This window comes from Photorhabdus sp. S10-54, assembly GCF_963878145.1.
GTDB lineage: Bacteria > Pseudomonadota > Gammaproteobacteria > Enterobacterales > Enterobacteriaceae > Photorhabdus > Photorhabdus kayaii.
On the sequence record NZ_CAWNXG010000010.1, the window covers coordinates 134,910 to 152,815 of the forward strand.

Consider the following 17,906-nt stretch of genomic DNA (forward strand, 5'->3'; position numbering starts at 1 on the left):
TTTATCGCTGCGGAAGATAACGCAGCGGGTTTACGGATTTTCCCTTGTAACGAATTTCAAAGTGTAATCTTACAGAGCTGGTACCCGTGCTACCCATAGCGGCAATTTTTTGCCCTGCCTTGATGTCCTGTTGCTCACGAACCAGCATTGTATCGTTATGAGCATAGGCACTCAGGTAGTCATCGTTATGTTTTATAATTATCAGATTTCCATATCCACGTAAGGCATTTCCGGCGTAGACAACTCGACCACCTGCTGTTGCAAATACTGACTGGCCCCTGCTACCTGCAATATCAATCCCTTTGTTACCCCCTTGGGCATCAGAGAAACTCTCAATCACTTTACCTTCAGCCGGCCACATCCAACTGCTGACAGCCCTGTTTCCACTGCTTGCGGTTGTCGTCGGTGACTCTAAATACGTATCGTTTACTGTTGATGTAGTTGCCCGTGGCAACATTTTTACACTCTTTTGCTTCCCAGAATTTGCAGGATACGCATTAGTTGATTGAGAATCAACCAGGGTTGTTTGAATTTGATTATGGTTATAAGTGGTTAACATCCCGCTACTACCGGTCCTCAAAGTCTGCCCCACCGTCAAACTGTAAGGTTCTGAAATATTATTTTTGCTTGCAAGATCACGAAAATCACTACCTGTGATCCAAGCAATATAAAACAGAGTATCACCATGCCTGACTGTATAAGTACTGCCGTTATAGCTACCTTTAGGAATACTGTCATAATCACGGCTATAAACGATTTTCCCCTGCAAATTGCTATCAGCCTCACTCATCGACGAAGGTGAAGATGGCATTGGCGTAGATACAGCAGCATGGCCGGAAGATATTACCGGATAACGACTCCCGCTGCTTTGTTTTTGATCAATACTAGTGATAGGTGCAGGACGAGTTGGTGTATTTGTACAACCTACTAACCAGACTCCCATCAATAAACACGTTACAATCCGCTGTATTTTTTTCATTGGGCTTCCCAAATTCATATTTCCTTCCCCCATAACGGCAAAGATAAGCGTAAAAATTAATAATTCTTAAAGGTTATACATAACCACAAAAATCTCGAAACGAAAATAATTTCGCTTATTAAAGCAAATATAACCATTAATTGAAAAATAGTTGCAATAGACTATGAATTTAAGCCAGTTCCCCTTGCACAAGGGGCACAAAGCGCACAGCTTCGATCACTTCACTATGAAAACCATTGCCATGACGTTTCATGGATTTAAGAATTTGTGTATGCTCGCCAACGGGCAAAACCATCACACCACCATCAGCAAGCTGAAGCATCAATTCTTGTGGGATATACGGAGGCGCAGCGGTCACAATAATAGCATCAAATAACCCACGCGACGGCCATCCTTGCCAACCATCCCCATGACGGGTTGAAACATTATGCAAATCAAGCTGTTTCAATCTCCGTTTAGCCTGCCACTGTAAGCCCTTGATCCGTTCTACCGAGAAAACATGTTTGACCAAATGCGCTAATATTGCTGTCTGATAACCAGAGCCGGTACCAATTTCCAAAACCTTAGCATCCGGTGTTAACTGAAGCAGCTCAGTCATACGGGCAACAATATAAGGCTGAGAAATCGTTTGCCCATAACCAATAGGCAAGGCCGTATTTTCATACGCTTTATGTGCCAGTGCTTCATCGACAAAACGTTCTCTAGGCACGGCAGAAATGGCGGCCAGTAAACGTTCATCATCTATTCCCTGCTGGCGTAATTGTGTCAGCAAATTTTTCATTGCCCGACTCAGCATTCTCCATCAACCTCAGCTTTAGCTAACCAATCTCTTACTAACGCCTGCGCTTTATACGCAGTCAGATCTACCTGTAATGGCGTAATAGATACATATCCCTGTTCCACCGCCGCAAAATCTGTTTCAGGGCCAGCATCATATTTATCTCCCGGTGGCCCCAACCAGTAAAGCATGTTACCTTTCGGATCTTGCATAGAATAAACTTCTTCCGCGGCATGACGGCTACCACAACGTGTCACCCGAAAACCTTTAATGTGCTCAAGTGGCAGATCAGGAACATTCACATTTAAAATATTACCCGCTCTCAAAGGCGTTGTTTGTAGCATTTGTAACAAACGACATGTGATTTCTGTCGCTGTTTCATAATGCAATTCGCCATCAAGTGAAATAGCCAATGCCGGCAACCCCAGATGACGGCCTTCCATCGCAGCCGCAACCGTACCGGAATAAATCACATCATCCCCAAGGTTAGGGCCACGATTAATACCAGAAACAACAATTTCAGGGCGCGGAAGAACCAGCCGATTAACACCGAGATAAACACAATCTGTTGGTGTGCCGCCCAATACCGAAATATCACCATTCTCCAGCGTATTAACACTTAATGAACGATCAAGGGTCAATGCATTAGATGCACCACTCCGATTACGATCAGGAGCAACAACCTGCACATGATAACTTTCACGCAATGCAGCCGCCAAAGCCTGAATCCCTGGAGCGGTCACACCATCATCATTACTCAACAATATTCGTAACATTATTTTGATCCTGATTGATTATTTCCCTGACCACACTGGTAGCAAAACTGCCAGCAGGCAACCAGAAACTGATTTTTACCGTGTCATTATCTTGCCATTGCCAACTCAGATTCTGAGGCTGCACCAGAATCGCCCTACGAGAACCCTCCACCCTTTCACGCTTGATAAGTTCCCACAACGATTCATAAGGCTGCAAATATTGCCGTTCAAAATCCACAGCTTGGTGCTGTGTTCCCAATTCACCGTCACCAGGCAGCGGTGCGGTTATTTGTAATTCTCCATCGCTCACCCGCTGTTGCAATAAAGGCAATTCAGCTTCATCAGCAACAAACCAGCTACCACGCCCTGTTAATTGTAGGGCGTCACCCTTCATTACCTGTTGTTGCTGTTTCAGAGCAACCCGCGCACTGGCTACCGCATTAAACATAGCACTACGACTAGCTGATAGATAAAAACTGCGCTTATTTCTCTCTTTTACTCGGATTTCATTATTTGCCCAACGCTGCGCTTGAATCAGATTCTGCCCATCCCGACCAAAACGCTGTTCACCGAAATAGTTAGGCACACCACTTTGCTGAATCAACTGTAGCCTGTTTTCAACCAATTGGTGATGACTGATTTCCCGCAAAATAAGTGTAAATGAGTTTCCTTTCAATGCGCCAATGCGCAATTTACGTTTCTGACGGGCTGTCGTCAGAACTTCACATCCCTCAAGCTGAAACGAGGCAAAATCAGGATCCTGTTTGCCCGGTAAGTGCAAACAAAACCACTGTTCTGCCACTGCATTACGGTCTTTTAAACCAGCATAGCTGACCGATCTAGACGGTATACCAGCGAAACGAGCGAGGTTATCTGCAACAAATTGAGTATTACAACCCGTTTTACGAATATGCACCATTAAGTGCTCACCTTCTCCATCAGGAGAAAACCCTAAATCTTCACAGACAATAAAATCTTCCGGCGAGGCTTTTAGTCTCCCCGTCGCTTCTGGTTGTCCATACAGCCAATTTAATTCAGCCAATACCATCAATTATTCCTTAACCAGCAAAGCAACCGCTTCGCAAGCAATACCTTCTTTACGCCCAACAAATCCCAATTTTTCGGTGGTTGTGGCTTTAACATTGATATCATCAATGTGACATTGCAGATCTTCTGCCAGATTGACTCTCATTTGTGGGATATGCGGCAACATTTTGGGGGCTTGAGCGATAATCGTAATATCCAGATTGCCAATCCGATAACCCTTTTCTCTAATACGTGAATAGGCTTCACGTAATAATTTACGGCTATCCGCGCCTTTAAACGCCGGATCAGTATCTGGGAATAATTTCCCGATATCGCCCAATGCCGCAGCACCTAACAAAGCATCCGTTGCTGCATGGAGAGCAACATCACCATCGGAATGTGCCAACAACCCTTGTTCATAAGGAATACGAACACCACCGATAATAATCGGTCCTTCACCACCAAATTTATGCACATCGAAACCGTGCCCGATCCTCATGATGTCTGTTCCTTTATTTTCTAGACAGATAAAATTCTGCCAATGCCAAATCTTCAGGGCGCGTGACTTTTATATTGTCCGAACGCCCATTAACCAACACTGGTTGATAGCCGCAATATTCCAGTGCGGAAGCTTCATCTGTGATATTCGCGTGTTGAGAAAGTGCTTTTGACAAACAATCCCTTAGTAACATCAATGGAAAAAACTGCGGTGTCAATGCATGCCAGAGATCTTGCCGTTCTACTGTATGGTCAATAATCTGACCAACCCGTCCGCGTTTCATCGTATCGCGGACCGGCGATGCCAGAATACCACCGCATGCCATATTTCCCTGTTCATCGGCTACTGCCAATTGCAGCAAACGGTCAAGATCGTCACGGTGTAAACAAGGGCGGGCCGCATCATGCACTAAAACCCAGCAATGATCATTGCCAGTCAAATGAACCAGATGATTTAAACCAGCCAGCACAGAATCTGCTCGCTGTTCACCACCGGTTACCGTAGTAATGCGCGAATCTGATGCAATCTCAAGGGATTGAAACTGTGTGTCCGCGGGATTTAAAACAATCACAACATGCTGAATACGGGGATGAGCAAGTAATGCAGCCAAGGTGTGCTCAATAATAGTCTTTCCAGCAATAGACAGGTATTGCTTTGGGCAATCCGAATTCATTCGGCTACCAATACCCGCTGCTGGTACCAAAGCAATAATATCAGCACAGGAACGAAGTAATAGATTGTTCATTTTAATTATTGAGTATTATTTGGAGTCGAGGGACGCGAAGTGTTTTCTTTAGATTTATCAACAATTAAACGATAGAAAGTTTCACCCGGTTTGATCATACCCAATTCACTACGGGATCGCTCTTCGATGGCTTCCTGTCCACCCGTAAGATCATCAATTTCCGCCGATAACTGATCGTTACGCGCTTTAAGTTTGCTGTTATTACGCTCTTGCATCGCAACATCATTCTTAACTCGCACATAATCATGAATGCCGTTTTTACCAAGCCACAGTGAATACTGTAGCCATCCAAGTAAAACCAGTAATAGTAGCGTCAGTTTACCCATTTCCGCCCCCTAAAATATCTGTCAATCATCCCATAACTCAAAGAATGACGCCACTATCACAAAACAGGGTATGAGAAAAATAGTTGAATGCAGCTATTTTACACAAGCACATCACTGAAAACGCAATAATGTGCTTTTTGTTGACGTTATCCGTGATGAATCATTGAGCGTATAATGCCGCTCTTTTCCAATTCCACCAGCAACTGGGCCACGGAGATTTCAACGGATTGCTGGCCTGGAAGATAAATTTCCGGGTTATCGGGAACCTCATAGACTGAATCAATCCCCGTGAAATGACGAATTTCACCGGCACGGGCTTTTTTGTACAATCCTTTTGGATCACGGGATTCACAAATTTCCAGTGGTGTATCGACAAAAACTTCAATAAATTGCCCTGGTTCTAACAGTTCACGAACCTTTTTCCGCTCTGCTTTATGAGGGGAGATAAAAGCCGTCAGCACGACTAAACCCGCATCGACCATCAAACTGGCAACTTCACCCACACGGCGGATATTTTCCTGCCTATCCTGTTCGGAGAAACCCAAATCACTACAAAGGCCATGACGCAAGTTATCACCATCAAGCAAATAAGTTTTTATTCCTCGTTGGAACAGGGCCTGCTCTAAAGCCCCGGCCACAGTGGATTTCCCTGAACCCGATAAACCAGTGAACCAAATAACCAATGCAGGATGTCCATTTTCAATCTCCCGCTGCACTCTGGTCAGTTGATGTGGATGCCAGACAACATTTTCTGATAGCAAATTTTCAATGTCAGCCAATTTATTTACCTCCCAGTAAATCTCTGGCTCCCCAATGAGGGAAATGACGACGAATCAACCGATTCAATTCCAGTTCAAATTCGCTGAATCCTTTTGGCCCTTCATAAACATCTGTCTGAATTTCACGTACCAACCCCGCACCAACAGTGACATTAGTCAGTCGATCGATCAAAATAATGCCGCCAGTGTCGCTATTTTGCTGATAGCTATCGAGCATTAATGGTTCTTCAAAAGAAAATTCCACCGATCCAATGGCATTTAATGGTAAATCAACAGTCACCCGCTGTGTCAGGTGAGTAATATCCACTTGATATTGAATGTTCTCAACTTTCCCACGGCTCTTTTTACCCGCCACTTTGATATCAAGGTTCTGCCCCTGCACCAAAGGCTGTTCAGACATCCATACCACATCCACCAGCGCATGCCGGGTAACCATCATCTCATCATCGGCAGAAATCAGGAGATCACCTCGGCTGATATCAACTTCGTCTTTCAGCACCACCGTAATGGTTTCACCCGGAACAGCAAAATTCAAATCACCATTAAAAGTCACTATCCGCTCCACCTGAGAGCAGATACCGGACGGCATGACTTTAACTTTCTGCCCTTTACGTAAAATCCCAGACGAAAGTGTGCCACTATAACCACGAAAATCGAGATCAGGCCGACTAACATACTGTACCGGGAAGCGCAGTAACTGCTTCGAGGCTTCCTTTTTTACATCAACTGTCTCAAGAATATCCAACAACGTTGGTCCTTCATACCAATCCATATTTCGACTTCTAGTGACAATATTATCGCCATCAAGTGCAGAGATTGGGACAAAATGAACGTCCAAATCTGTCGGCAATTGAGCAGCGAAATTCATATAATTCTGTTTGATCTGATCAAAAACTTCCTGACGATATTCCACCAGATCCATTTTATTCACCGCTACCACCAAATGGCGAATACCTAGCAATGTACTGATAAAACTGTGACGACGGGTCTGCTCCTGAACACCTTTACGCGCATCAATCAACAGAATAGAGAGATCACAGGTCGATGCACCCGTTGCCATATTACGGGTGTACTGCTCATGTCCCGGTGTATCAGCAATGATAAATTTGCGTTTTTCTGTTGAAAAATAACGATAAGCCACATCAATGGTGATACCCTGTTCGCGCTCTGCGGCAAGACCATCCACCAATAAAGCCAGATCTAATTTTTCACCCTGAGTACCGATACGTTTACTGTCATTCTGCAATGTTGAAAGCTGATCTTCGTAGATCTGACGGGTATCATGTAACAAGCGTCCAATCAGAGTACTTTTGCCATCATCCACGCTGCCACACGTCAGGAAACGCAGTAATCCTTTCTCTTGTTGAGCGTGCAGATAAGCTTCCACACCGCCCTGTTGTTTAATTTGATGAGCAATAGTTTCATTCTGTGCAAGTGCTGACATGGTTGTACTCCTTAGAAATAACCTTGACGTTTTTTCAGTTCCATAGAAGCAGATTGATCACTATCAATCAGCCGCCCTTGCCGTTCACTTGTCGTCGATATCAGCATCTCTTCAATAATTTCCGGCAATGTTTCAGCATCAGATTTCACTGCTCCCGTCAGCGGCCAACAACCAAGAGTACGGAAACGAACTTTGCGCTGGCTGATAACTTCGCCAGGTTTCAGATTGATCCGATCGTCATCAACCATAATCAGCGCACCATCACGCTCTATTACCGGACGCGGTTTAGCAAAATAGAGAGGAACAATATCAATTTGCTCCAGATAGATGTATTGCCAGACATCCAGTTCAGTCCAGTTGGAAAGCGGGAATACGCGAATGCTTTCACCTTTGTTAATCTGACCGTTGTAATTACGCCACAATTCAGGACGCTGGTTTTTAGGGTCCCAACGATGTGAACGATCACGGAAGGAATAGATCCTCTCTTTGGCACGTGATTTCTCTTCATCACGACGAGCACCGCCGAAAGCGGCGTCAAAACCATATTTATCCAGCGCCTGTTTTAACCCTTCGGTTTTCATGATGTCAGTATGTTTGGCACTACCATGCACAAATGGATTGATTCCCATTGCTTCCCCTTGCGGGTTGCGATACACCAATAGTTCAAAGCCGTAATTCTTAGCAGTACGATCACGAAACTCGTACATTTCGCGAAATTTCCAGCCCGTATCCACGTGCAGCAAAGGAAATGGCAATGTTCCCGGATAGAACGCCTTGCGTGCAAGATGAAGCATGACCGAAGAATCTTTACCGATAGAGTAAAGCATCACTGGGTTTTCAAACTCGGCGGCCACTTCCCGTATAATATGAATACTTTCAGCTTCAAGTTGCTGCAAGTGTGTCAATCTTTTCTCATCCATTACAACTCCTTATGCTAAATTGACTACTGCCGGACGGCTTATCTTGGCAATAGATTGTTGCCCAAACCAAGCTATCTGATGGTGGAGTTGAGCCACCTCTCCCACCACCAGTAAGGCCGGTGACGGTGCCTGCTGTGCTAACTGTTCCAGTTCAAGCAAAGTACCGGTTAACACTTGCTGCTCTAGACGAGTACCACAACCAATGACGGCTACTGGTGTATCTTCCGCTCGCCCATGTAAAATTAATTGATGACTTATCAAGGCTGCCTTTACCGTCCCCATATAAATCACCAGCGTCTGATGACCTCTAGCCAAAGCAGGCCAATCCAACTCATTACCCTTTTCTCGACAATGACCGGTAATAAAAGTGATACTCTGTGAATGTTCCCGGTGAGTTAGCGGAATTCCTGCATAAGCCGCCGCCCCGATGGCGGCGGTAATGCCCGGTACAACCTGAAAAGGGATACCTGCCGATGCTGCAACTTGTAGTTCTTCACCGCCACGGCCAAAAATAAAGGGATCACCGCCTTTAAGGCGAACCACTTTTTTCCCCTGTCCGGCAAATTTCACAATCAATCGGTTAGTTTCCTCCTGAGAAACAGAGTGATTACCCGCTCTTTTGCCAACGCAAATTTTATCTGCATCACGGCGAACCAGATCCAGTACATCACTGCTCACCAAATGATCATAAAGCACCACATCTGCCTGCTGAATAACCTGTAACCCCTTTAACGTCAGCAATCCCGGATCACCAGGACCAGCCCCAACCAAAACCAGTTCTCCCTGAGAATCAGACTGTTCTAGTTGTTGCTCAAGCTGTTTTTCCGCCTGTTGGATCTGACCGTTTGCAACCAACATAGCGAAACGACCATTGAAAGCCTGTTCCCAAAAAGAACGACGCTGGCGCATGGAAGTTAATCGCTGTTTTACTCGATCACGCCAATTCCCGGCGATGTTTGCCATCATGCCAAGGCTGGAAGGCAGTAACGCTTCTAGTTTCTCGCGGATTAAACGCGCTAATACCGGCGCTTTTCCCGCTGATGAAATCGCCACCAAAACCGGAGAACGGTCGATAATTGATGGAAAAATAAATGAGCAATGAGCTTGATCATCAACCACATTGACCAAAACACTGCGCCTATTCGCCTCAGTAAAAACCTGATGATTCAGAATATAATCATCAGTCGCAGCAATGACCAAAAAGATGCCATCAAGATATTCAGGCTGGAATTCTTCCTTATACCATTCCAACTCACCAGCTTGATAACACTGTTGTAATTCAGAGCACAATTCAGGCGCTACAACTTGTAATAATGCACCTGCCCGTAGTAGTAGAGTCGCCTTACGTGCGGCCACTTCTCCACCACCGACAAGCAATACAAGCCGCCCTTTCAGCTCAACAAATATCGGTAAGTAATCCACGATTGCCCTTGATATCCAGTGAAATATTTATAAGTACTGAAACTGTTTCGAATGAATATATGAGTCGGAGGTAAAGTTATAAAATGACAAAAAGGAATTAATTGTTCTGTAATGGAATATAGGTGATCTCTCCAAAATAGCATTTCATTAGATTGCATGAGGATAAAGATGAAAGTACAAAATACAATGGTTGTCGCTGGACAACAGGCTGTTATTAGCTACGTGCCAGAAATCGGCATGTTCAGGGGTAAATTTTTAGGGCTGTCTGGTTATTGTGATTTTGTCTCTGATAGTATTCAAGGATTGTAAGATGAGGGTGAAATATCTCTACATGAATATCTTGAAGATTGCAACGCATCAGGTATTGAACCTTATGCAAGGCAAGAAAAAATCAAAACATTCACTCTGCGCTACCCCGAATCATTTGGGGAGCGATTACATTGTGCAGCAGCCGAGCATCAGATTTCGGTGAACGCGTTCATCATTGAAACTTTAAATGAGCGAATGAAACACGCGTAAAAATCCATTACACATCAGGATTAAATTGTCTTTCAGACTATTTATATTAATCATCACCCCCGCCCTAAAACACAGCGAGGGCTTTATCATTATTCCCACTCAGGAAATACCGGATTTTTAGTTTTCATGTAACCCACATTCTCGCTTCAAGCCAAAAAAACGGGTTTGTTCTTCACTCATGCCCGGTTCCCATTTTTGGGTTGTATGGATGTCACCAACAGAGAGATAACCTTGTTCCCATAATGGATGATATTCCAAGCCATGCTTTGTCAGATATTGATGCACACGTCGGTTATCCCAGTCGATAATCGGCAAAATCTTAAATATTCCCCGCTGTACAACCAGAACCGGTAATTTTGATCGACTTTCAGATTGCTGACGGCGTAAACCAGCAAACCAACTTTGTGCTCTCAGATTTTTCAAAGCCCGATTCATGGGTTCAACCTTATTAATCTGATTGTAACACTCTATTCCCTCTACGCCTTGTTCCCACAATTTCCCATATCGAGCTTCCTGCCAAGCCGGAGAATGGTCAGCACTGAATACTTGCAAATTCAGTTTCAACTGCGTTGTGAGTTTATCTATGAATTGATAAGTTTCAGGGAATAGATAACCCGTATCAGTAAGAATGACCGGAATGTCAGGATATTCCTGTGTCACTAAATGAAGACATACCGCCGCCTGAATACCAAAACTGGAGGAAAGAACAAACTCCCCTGGCAAATTTTCTAATGCCCAGTTTATCCTCTGGTGAGCATCCATCATTTCAAGCCGCTGATTAATCTCAGCCAGTGATTGCTCTTGCTGTTCAGCAGTCATGCTAACAAATTGAGATAAACTGAATTGACTCATACCGCCTCCTGCCAATCGTAAAAATCGCGGGCTGAATCCAATACCGGTTTGATAATATCTGTGCGGATCAGGAAATCACCAAAACCCTCATTTGGCTGCCTCCCCGTCGCCCAACGCCCAATGAGTTCATCCATGATGGATAAAATCTCTTGTGAGCTGATATTTTCTTTATACATGCGTGGAATACGGGTGCCAATTCGATTACCGCCAAGATGAAGGTTATAACGATCAAGCGCTTTGCCAACTAGCCCTACCTCCGCCAACATCGCTCTACCGCAACCATTCGGACAACCTGTCACCCGCAAAACAATATGTTCATCACCAATACCGTGTTTATTCATCAGTTGTTCAACGTGGGTGACAAACTCCGGTAAAAAACGTTCAGCCTCAGCCATTGCCAATGGACACGTTGGGAAAGAAACACAAGCCATTGAGTTTTCACGCTGAACTGTGGTTTTATCGTCAATCAACCCATGCTGACGGGCGATAGTTTCAATGCGTTGTTTATCACTTTCAGGAATACCAGCAATGATTAAGTTCTGATTGGCCGTCAGGCGAAAATCCCCTTTATGTATTTTTGCAATTTCAGCAACCCCACTTTTCAGCCGCCTGCCGGGGTAGTCCAAAAGGCGACCATTTTCAATAAACAACGTCAAATGCCATTTATCATCGATGCCTTTCAGCCAGCCAATTTGATCACCTCGACCAGTAAATTCATAAGGTCGGATTGCCTCAAATTTCACGCCAGCGCGTCTCTCTACCTCTTCTTTAAAAGTATCAACACCAACCCGCTCCAACGTATATTTGGTTTTGGCATTTTTACGCTCAGTCCGGTTACCCCAATCACGCTGAGTTGTCACCACAGCTTCCGCAATTGCCAGCGTATGTACAAGCGGGATATAACCAAACTCACTCGCCATACGTGGATAGGTATTTTTATCACCGTGAGTCATCGCCAAACCACCACCCACCAACACGTTAAAACCAACCAGCTTGCTACCTTCTGCAATGGCAATAAAATTCAGATCGTTGGCATGCAGATCAACATCATTCTGTGGAGGAATAACTACCGTGGTTTTGAATTTACGCGGCAAATAAGTCGAGCCAAGAATCGGCTCTTCATCGGTCGTTGCGACTTTTTCTTTATCCAACCAGAGTTCAGCATAAGCACGGGTACGCGGCAGTAAATGTTCTGAGATTTTCTTCGCCCATTCGTAAGCTTGCTGATGTAGCTCTGATTGAATAGGATTCGAGGTACAAAGCACATTGCGGTTAACGTCATTCGCCGTCGCGAGCGAATCCAGTCCAACTTGATTCAGCAATTGATGCGCAAGTTTTACATTCCCTTTTAGAATGCCATGAAATTGAAATGTCTGGCGGTTAGTCAACCGGATACTGCCATAAAGGGTATTCTCTTCAGCAAACTTATCAATGCCCAACCATTGTTGTGGCGTAATCACGCCACCCGGCAGACGACAGCGCAACATTATTGCATGACGTGGCTCCAGTTTTTGCTCTGTGCGTTCAGCACGGATATCACGATCATCCTGCTGATACATGCCATGAAAACGAATCAACAGGAAATTGTCCCCTTCAAAACCTCCCGTCAAGCCATTAGTTAAATCTTCACTGATCGTACCTCGCAGGAAATTACTCTCCTGCTTCATACGCTCACTGTCAGCCAGTTTACCTTCGACAATCAAAGGACCATGTTGTTTATCATTCATTAGTACACATCCCTCTGATAACGGCGCTCAAGGCGCAGTTCACTTAAAAATTCATCTGCCTGTTCGGTATCCATACCGCCATGTTCAGCAATAATATCCAACAACGCATGTTCCACATCTTTCGCCATGCGGTTTGCATCACCACACACGTACAGATGTGCTCCTTCCTTTATCCAACGCCATACTTCTTCACCTTGCTCACGCAGCTTGTCCTGAACATAAACTTTATGCTGTTGATCACGGGACCATGCCAGATCAATACGGGTTAACAGGCCATCTTTGACATAACGCTGCCACTCCACTTGATAGAGAAAATCTTCAGTAAAATGTGGATTACCAAAGAACAGCCAATTTTTCCCTTCCGCGCCATCGGCCTCTCTTTGCTGCATAAACGCCCGAAATGGCGCAATTCCGGTTCCCGGCCCAATCATGATGACAGGCGTGCGAGGATCAGCAGGCAGACGAAAATTATCGTTATGCTCAATAAAAATACGAATATCGCCATTTTCCTGTAAGCGATCTGCTAGATAGCCGGATGCACCGCCGGTGCGGGCTCGCCCATCAATTTCATAACGAACCACACCAACTGTAAGATGAACTTCATTTTCCACTTCTGCCTGAGAAGAAGAAATTGAATAGAGTCTTGGTGTCAAAGGCCGTAGCAAATCAATAAATTGCTGCGCCTCTGGTTGAGAAGCCGCTTCTCTTATCATATCGGCGATCGGTTTATTGTGAGCGTATTGCTGTAATGCTTGTTTATCAGCAATCAAAGAAAGTAATTTTTCATCTTTCGCGAGAACCGCGTATTTTTCCACAATCACACTGGTATTTTGGGTTAGCTCAACATGGCTGATCAACGCTTCTCTTAATGACAATTTCTGACCATTAACCTCAACTTGTTCTGTTCCCTGCAACCAGAGCAAATTCAACACTTCATCCACCAGCTCCGGATCATTTTCAAACCAAACACCCAAAGCATCACCTGGCTGATAACGCAAACCTGAATCACCCAGATCAATTTCAATATGACGAACATCTTTATCAGAACTACGACCCGTTATTTTCTGACGGGTAGCTAAGGCCGCAGTCAATGGCGCCTGTTTAGTATAAGAAGTTGAGAAAATTTCATTTACCGATCCATTCTGTGCAGTAGTAATCACAGTCCCTGTCTCAGCCGGAACACGCTGTTTCAAGATCTCAGTTAATTGTTTACGCCACTGAGCCGCAACCTGTTGATATTCCACATCACCATCCACACGCTCCAGAAGTTGTTGAGCACCTAATTCATTCAAACGATTATCGAAATCTTTTCCAGCCTGGCAGAAGCGTTCATAAGAGGTATCACCCAGACCAAAAACCGCAAATACCGTATCATTCAGCTTCGGCGCCTTTTTAGAATAGAGATATTTATACAATGCAACCGCTTCCTCGGCAGGTTCTCCTTCACCTTGAGTAGAAGCAATAATTATCAGTATTTTCTCTTGAGCAATTTGTTTGAATTTATAATCACTGGCATTGAACAAATTGACATTGAGTTTCTCTGCCAACAAATCATCACGGAGCTGCTCAGCTAAACGACGAGCATTACCAGTTTGTGAAGCTGAAATTAATGTAATCGTCTCCTGTGCCGGAACCGCAGGAGCCACAACCTGAACCTGTGGTTGGTGATTCACCATTCCCCAAAAATAACCAGACAGCCAAGCTAATTGAGTCGGTGAAAAATCCCCAACTGCCGATTGCAAACGCGCTAGTTGTTCAGGTGAAACCGGAAGAAGTGAAATTGAAGGTGGTTTTATGCTCATTATCCTGTTTATCCTGTGCTGCCCTTTACGATTACAAATGTCCGTTATTTTTAGTAAATAAAATAAATAGGGATGGTTTGTAAGGTTATCTCAGCGACTTGTTACTATTTAAAGAAACTATCGCAATATCAAATAACCAAAACGCCTAACCATATTTACAGATTTAATATATCTATAAAACAGTTAATAAGAGCAATGGCAAAAAAATGAAAAAACCAGGTTTAATTCAGAAGATCGGGTAGAATAGCGGGTTTTTTGAAGTCAGGGAGAACCACTATGAGCACAACGATTTTTAAAGATTTTCAGTTTGAAGCCGCCCACCGTCTGCCACATGTCCCAGAAGGCCATAAATGCGGTCGTCTGCATGGACACTCATTTATGGTACGACTGGAAATTACCGGGGAGGTCGATCCTCATAGTGGCTGGATTATGGACTTTGCCGATTTAAAAGCCCTATTCAAACCTGTTTGGGAACAGCTAGATCACCATTACCTGAACGATATCCCTGGACTGGAAAATCCAACCAGCGAAGTATTGGCAACCTGGATTTGGCATAAAGTTAAACCAATAGTTCCACAACTCAGTGCCGTTATGGTGAAAGAAACCTGTAATGCGGGATGTATTTTCCGCGGCAAATGAAACAACTTACTGCACCAGGAAACCTCCAGTGCAGTAAGCTTTTCTCAGGCAATATTCAAATATTTATGTGTTTGCATAGACAACCGCCAATTACGGGCAATACAGGTTTCAATACATAAACGGGTAGCATCTTCTTTCTGGCTAATCGGTTGCAGTGCAATAATGCGTGATGAGTTGCCATCTAATGTCGCCAATAACCCATCCAATGCTTCAATATCTCTTTCCCTCGCAACCGGATATTTTATTTCATTAGCCCTTTGTAAAGCTTGCTGCAATACCTGGTAACCACCACGCATATTAACTTTTGGTGAAACTGTCACCCAAGTAGCAACAGAACATTTAACATGATACGTTCCACTAGTTTCTATCTGGCATTGGTAGCCAAGGCTTTCTAACTCTTCGGTCAGAGGAATAAGATCATAAAGACAAGGCTCACCACCAGTAATAACAACGTGACGTGCGGTATATTTCTGTTGAACAAACAGCACCGCAATTTGCTTAGGCGAAGCTTCACTCCATTCATTGCTTTCACTCGTCTTCAGTAAAATTGTCTCCAATGTCCGTTGCTTTTCCGCTTCTTTCTCCCAAGTGTGCTTAGTATCACACCAGCTACAACCAACCGGACACCCTTGTAGACGAATAAAAATTGCCGGGACTCCGGTAAAAAAACCTTCTCCCTGCAATGTCTGGAATATTTCGTTAATCGGGTAAAACATAAAAATCTCTGGTTTCATTAAGCAAGGGCGCATTATTGCAGATATCTATCCCTCGAACATCAATCTTTATGATAAGGTACGGGGTTTGCTTCGCTTAGCTAACATGCGACTTGTCGAGGCATTGTGTGCTTAAAATATATCTAGCACTGAGAAAGTGACAGGAATAAATAATGCAGAATAATGAAACTCAGCTGAAACGGGGTCTAACCGGGCGGCACATCCGCTTTATGGCATTAGGTTCCGCAATAGGCACAGGGCTGTTCTATGGCTCCGCAGCTGCTATTCAGCAAGCTGGTCCCGCCGTATTACTCGCCTATTTAATCGGCGGTGCTGCCGTATTTATGGTGATGCGTGCATTAGGTGAAATGGCTGTTCACCATCCAGTAGCCGGTTCTTTTTCACACTATGCCAGCCATTACCTCGGACCTTTAGCCGGATTTCTAACCGGATGGAATTATATATTCGAAATGCTGATCGTCTGCCTGGCTGACGTTACTGCATTTGGTTTTTATATGAAGCTCTGGTTCCCTCATGTGGAACAGTGGATCTGGGTACTAAGCATTGTCTGCTTTATTGGCGCAATTAATCTTTGTCATGTGAAGATTTTCGGTGAAATGGAATTCTGGCTTTCTATTGTGAAAGTCACCGCAATTATCGCTATGATTATCGGTGGTATGACCATCATGGTTTATGGATTCGGTCAAGAAACAGATCATGCAACCGGTATTGCCAGTTTGTGGGAATATGGCGGTTTTATGCCTAATGGCATCAGTGGCGTGATAGCTTCACTCGCCATTGTGATGTTTGCTTTTGGTGGTATTGAAGTCATTGGTATCACTGCCAGTGAGGCAAAAAACCCCGAGAAAACGATTCCAAAAGCAATCAATGCTGTCCCTTTCCGTATTCTGCTGTTCTATGTACTGACTCTGTTTATTTTAATGTGTATCTATCCGTGGAATCAGATCGGTCAAGAAGGTAGCCCATTCGTACAGATTTTTTCTAGCTTGGGTATCAATTCTGCTGCTAACATTCTCAATATCGTAGTGATTACTGCCGCAGTTTCAGCAATCAATAGCGATATTTTTGGTGCTGGCCGTATGATGTACGGCATGGCCCAAGAAGGACAAGCGCCTAAATCATTCACCAAGCTGAGCCGTAATGGCGTACCCTGGATGACTGTAATCGTTATGTCAGCAGTTCTATTAATTGGGGTTATACTCAACTATATGATTCCGGAAGAAATTTTCATTATCATTGCCTCTATCGCAACATTTGCTACTGTATGGGTATGGTTAATGATCCTACTTTCTCAGGTTGCTATGCGTCGCAAAATGAGCAAAGAAGAAGTTAAGGCCCTGAAATTCCCCGTTCCTATGTGGCCAATAGCACCTGCATTAACCATTATCTTTATGATATTTGTTATTGTATTACTGGGCTATTTCGAAAAAACCCGCATTGCATTAATTGTGGGAATCACATGGGTAATCTTATTATCAATCACCTATTTCTTTAGCAAAAAGAAAAATATTTCTCAAATCCATCAGATAAAAAAATAATTTTCCTTCATAAATGCCAGATTAATCTGGCATTTATTTTAATTATCCAAATGAAATATATTTAATATTTATCTTAATATAATTTCAACATATTAATTAAAATAATTTATATATTATCTCAATATAAATAAATTTTATTTTTAATAATATAAACCCGTCGAAACATATAATAAAAAGTTACAACGAAGTAAGAATGATATAATATTTTTAAGCTATAAAGTCATGTTTTTTCAATGAATTAAATAAGAATTTAATTCATTGAAAAATAGACGGATATATTCTTATAATAAAGAATTGGTAGATTCACATAATAAGTGCAACATCGTTAATCTGGAAGTAAACATGTTCGTATACCCTTAAATAATTCATTCGGTGTCTTCCCACCCCGTGTTTTTCGGGGGCGATGATTTAATCTGTTTACC

17 protein-coding genes and 1 pseudogene are annotated in these 17,906 nt (G+C 43.6%); 3 read left to right on the top strand and 15 right to left on the bottom strand.

All coding sequences use genetic code 11. The annotated features are described in order from the left end of the window. Position 1 precedes the first annotated feature (1 nt). From nlpD to cysG, 11 genes are all read right to left on the bottom strand, one after another. On the bottom strand, positions 2-979 hold the full coding sequence (gene nlpD, locus AACQ83_RS08075) for a murein hydrolase activator NlpD (RefSeq protein WP_192881000.1): 978 nt from the start codon (positions 977-979) through the stop codon (positions 2-4). Positions 980-1,148: 169 nt separating this feature from the next. Next, positions 1,149-1,775, bottom strand: coding sequence for a protein-L-isoaspartate(D-aspartate) O-methyltransferase (locus AACQ83_RS08080; protein ID WP_112877122.1), 627 nt, complete (start codon positions 1,773-1,775; stop codon positions 1,149-1,151). Further along, positions 1,769-2,533, bottom strand: a complete 765-nt coding sequence (gene surE / locus AACQ83_RS08085) for a 5'/3'-nucleotidase SurE (RefSeq protein ID WP_112877123.1) — start codon at positions 2,531-2,533, stop codon at positions 1,769-1,771. The genes AACQ83_RS08080 and surE overlap by 7 nt, the downstream gene beginning before the upstream one ends. Then, a complete protein-coding gene (gene truD / locus AACQ83_RS08090) occupies positions 2,511-3,560 on the bottom strand; it encodes a tRNA pseudouridine(13) synthase TruD (RefSeq protein ID WP_112877124.1) in 1,050 nt (349 codons plus the stop codon). The genes surE and truD overlap by 23 nt, the downstream gene beginning before the upstream one ends. A gap of 3 nt (positions 3,561-3,563) precedes the next feature. Continuing rightward, on the bottom strand, positions 3,564-4,037 hold the full coding sequence (gene ispF, locus AACQ83_RS08095) for a 2-C-methyl-D-erythritol 2,4-cyclodiphosphate synthase (RefSeq protein ID WP_088373993.1): 474 nt from the start codon (positions 4,035-4,037) through the stop codon (positions 3,564-3,566). A 13-nt stretch (positions 4,038-4,050) separates the two neighbouring features. Next, positions 4,051-4,782 carry a 2-C-methyl-D-erythritol 4-phosphate cytidylyltransferase gene (gene ispD, locus AACQ83_RS08100; protein WP_112877125.1) on the bottom strand — a complete coding sequence of 244 codons (732 nt, stop codon included), beginning with the start codon at positions 4,780-4,782 and terminating at the stop codon, positions 4,051-4,053. 5 nt (positions 4,783-4,787) lie between these two features. After that, positions 4,788-5,108 (bottom strand): cell division protein FtsB, encoded by a 321-nt coding sequence (gene ftsB, locus AACQ83_RS08105; RefSeq protein ID WP_065390098.1) that lies wholly within the window; start codon positions 5,106-5,108, stop codon positions 4,788-4,790. Positions 5,109-5,254: 146 nt separating this feature from the next. Next, entirely contained in the window at positions 5,255-5,887 is a 633-nt protein-coding gene (gene cysC / locus AACQ83_RS08110) for an adenylyl-sulfate kinase (protein ID WP_112877126.1), read from the bottom strand. Between the two features lies 1 nt (position 5,888). Continuing rightward, entirely contained in the window at positions 5,889-7,331 is a 1,443-nt protein-coding gene (gene cysN, locus AACQ83_RS08115) for a sulfate adenylyltransferase subunit CysN (protein WP_112877127.1), read from the bottom strand. 11 nt (positions 7,332-7,342) lie between these two features. After that, positions 7,343-8,251, bottom strand: coding sequence for a sulfate adenylyltransferase subunit CysD (cysD, locus tag AACQ83_RS08120; RefSeq protein ID WP_112877128.1), 909 nt, complete (start codon positions 8,249-8,251; stop codon positions 7,343-7,345). A gap of 9 nt (positions 8,252-8,260) precedes the next feature. Continuing rightward, positions 8,261-9,673, bottom strand: coding sequence for a siroheme synthase CysG (gene cysG, locus AACQ83_RS08125; protein WP_112877129.1), 1,413 nt, complete (start codon positions 9,671-9,673; stop codon positions 8,261-8,263). A gap of 156 nt (positions 9,674-9,829) precedes the next feature. On the opposite strand from cysG, the pseudogene AACQ83_RS08130 reads away from it, so the two are divergent. Continuing rightward, positions 9,830-10,192, top strand: a pseudogene (locus AACQ83_RS08130) (type II toxin-antitoxin system HicB family antitoxin). 117 nt (positions 10,193-10,309) lie between these two features. Here the strand turns inward: AACQ83_RS08130 and AACQ83_RS08135 are convergent. Genes AACQ83_RS08135 through cysJ form a run of 3 tightly spaced genes read right to left on the bottom strand, consistent with a single transcriptional unit; the run spans position 10,310 to position 14,573 of the window. Then, entirely contained in the window at positions 10,310-11,044 is a 735-nt protein-coding gene (locus AACQ83_RS08135; protein WP_112877130.1) for a phosphoadenylyl-sulfate reductase, read from the bottom strand. Further along, on the bottom strand, positions 11,041-12,771 hold the full coding sequence (gene cysI / locus AACQ83_RS08140; protein WP_112877131.1) for an assimilatory sulfite reductase (NADPH) hemoprotein subunit: 1,731 nt from the start codon (positions 12,769-12,771) through the stop codon (positions 11,041-11,043). Before cysI ends, AACQ83_RS08135 begins: the two co-directional genes overlap by 4 nt. Then, positions 12,771-14,573, bottom strand: a complete 1,803-nt coding sequence (cysJ, locus tag AACQ83_RS08145; RefSeq protein ID WP_112877132.1) for an NADPH-dependent assimilatory sulfite reductase flavoprotein subunit — start codon at positions 14,571-14,573, stop codon at positions 12,771-12,773. Before cysJ ends, cysI begins: the two co-directional genes overlap by 1 nt. Before the next feature lie 276 nt (positions 14,574-14,849). On the opposite strand from cysJ, the gene queD reads away from it, so the two are divergent. Next, positions 14,850-15,212 (top strand): 6-carboxytetrahydropterin synthase QueD, encoded by a 363-nt coding sequence (queD, locus tag AACQ83_RS08150; RefSeq protein WP_112877133.1) that lies wholly within the window; start codon positions 14,850-14,852, stop codon positions 15,210-15,212. Between the two features lie 44 nt (positions 15,213-15,256). Here the strand turns inward: queD and queE are convergent, their stop codons facing one another. Further along, positions 15,257-15,928, bottom strand: a complete 672-nt coding sequence (queE, locus tag AACQ83_RS08155; protein ID WP_112877138.1) for a 7-carboxy-7-deazaguanine synthase QueE — start codon at positions 15,926-15,928, stop codon at positions 15,257-15,259. A 170-nt stretch (positions 15,929-16,098) separates the two neighbouring features. On the opposite strand from queE, the gene AACQ83_RS08160 reads away from it, so the two are divergent. After that, the gene (locus AACQ83_RS08160) at positions 16,099-17,484 is read left to right on the top strand and encodes an amino acid permease (RefSeq protein ID WP_112877134.1); all 1,386 of its coding nucleotides are present in this window, start codon (positions 16,099-16,101) and stop codon (positions 17,482-17,484) included. The last annotated feature ends 422 nt before the right edge of the window (positions 17,485-17,906 follow it).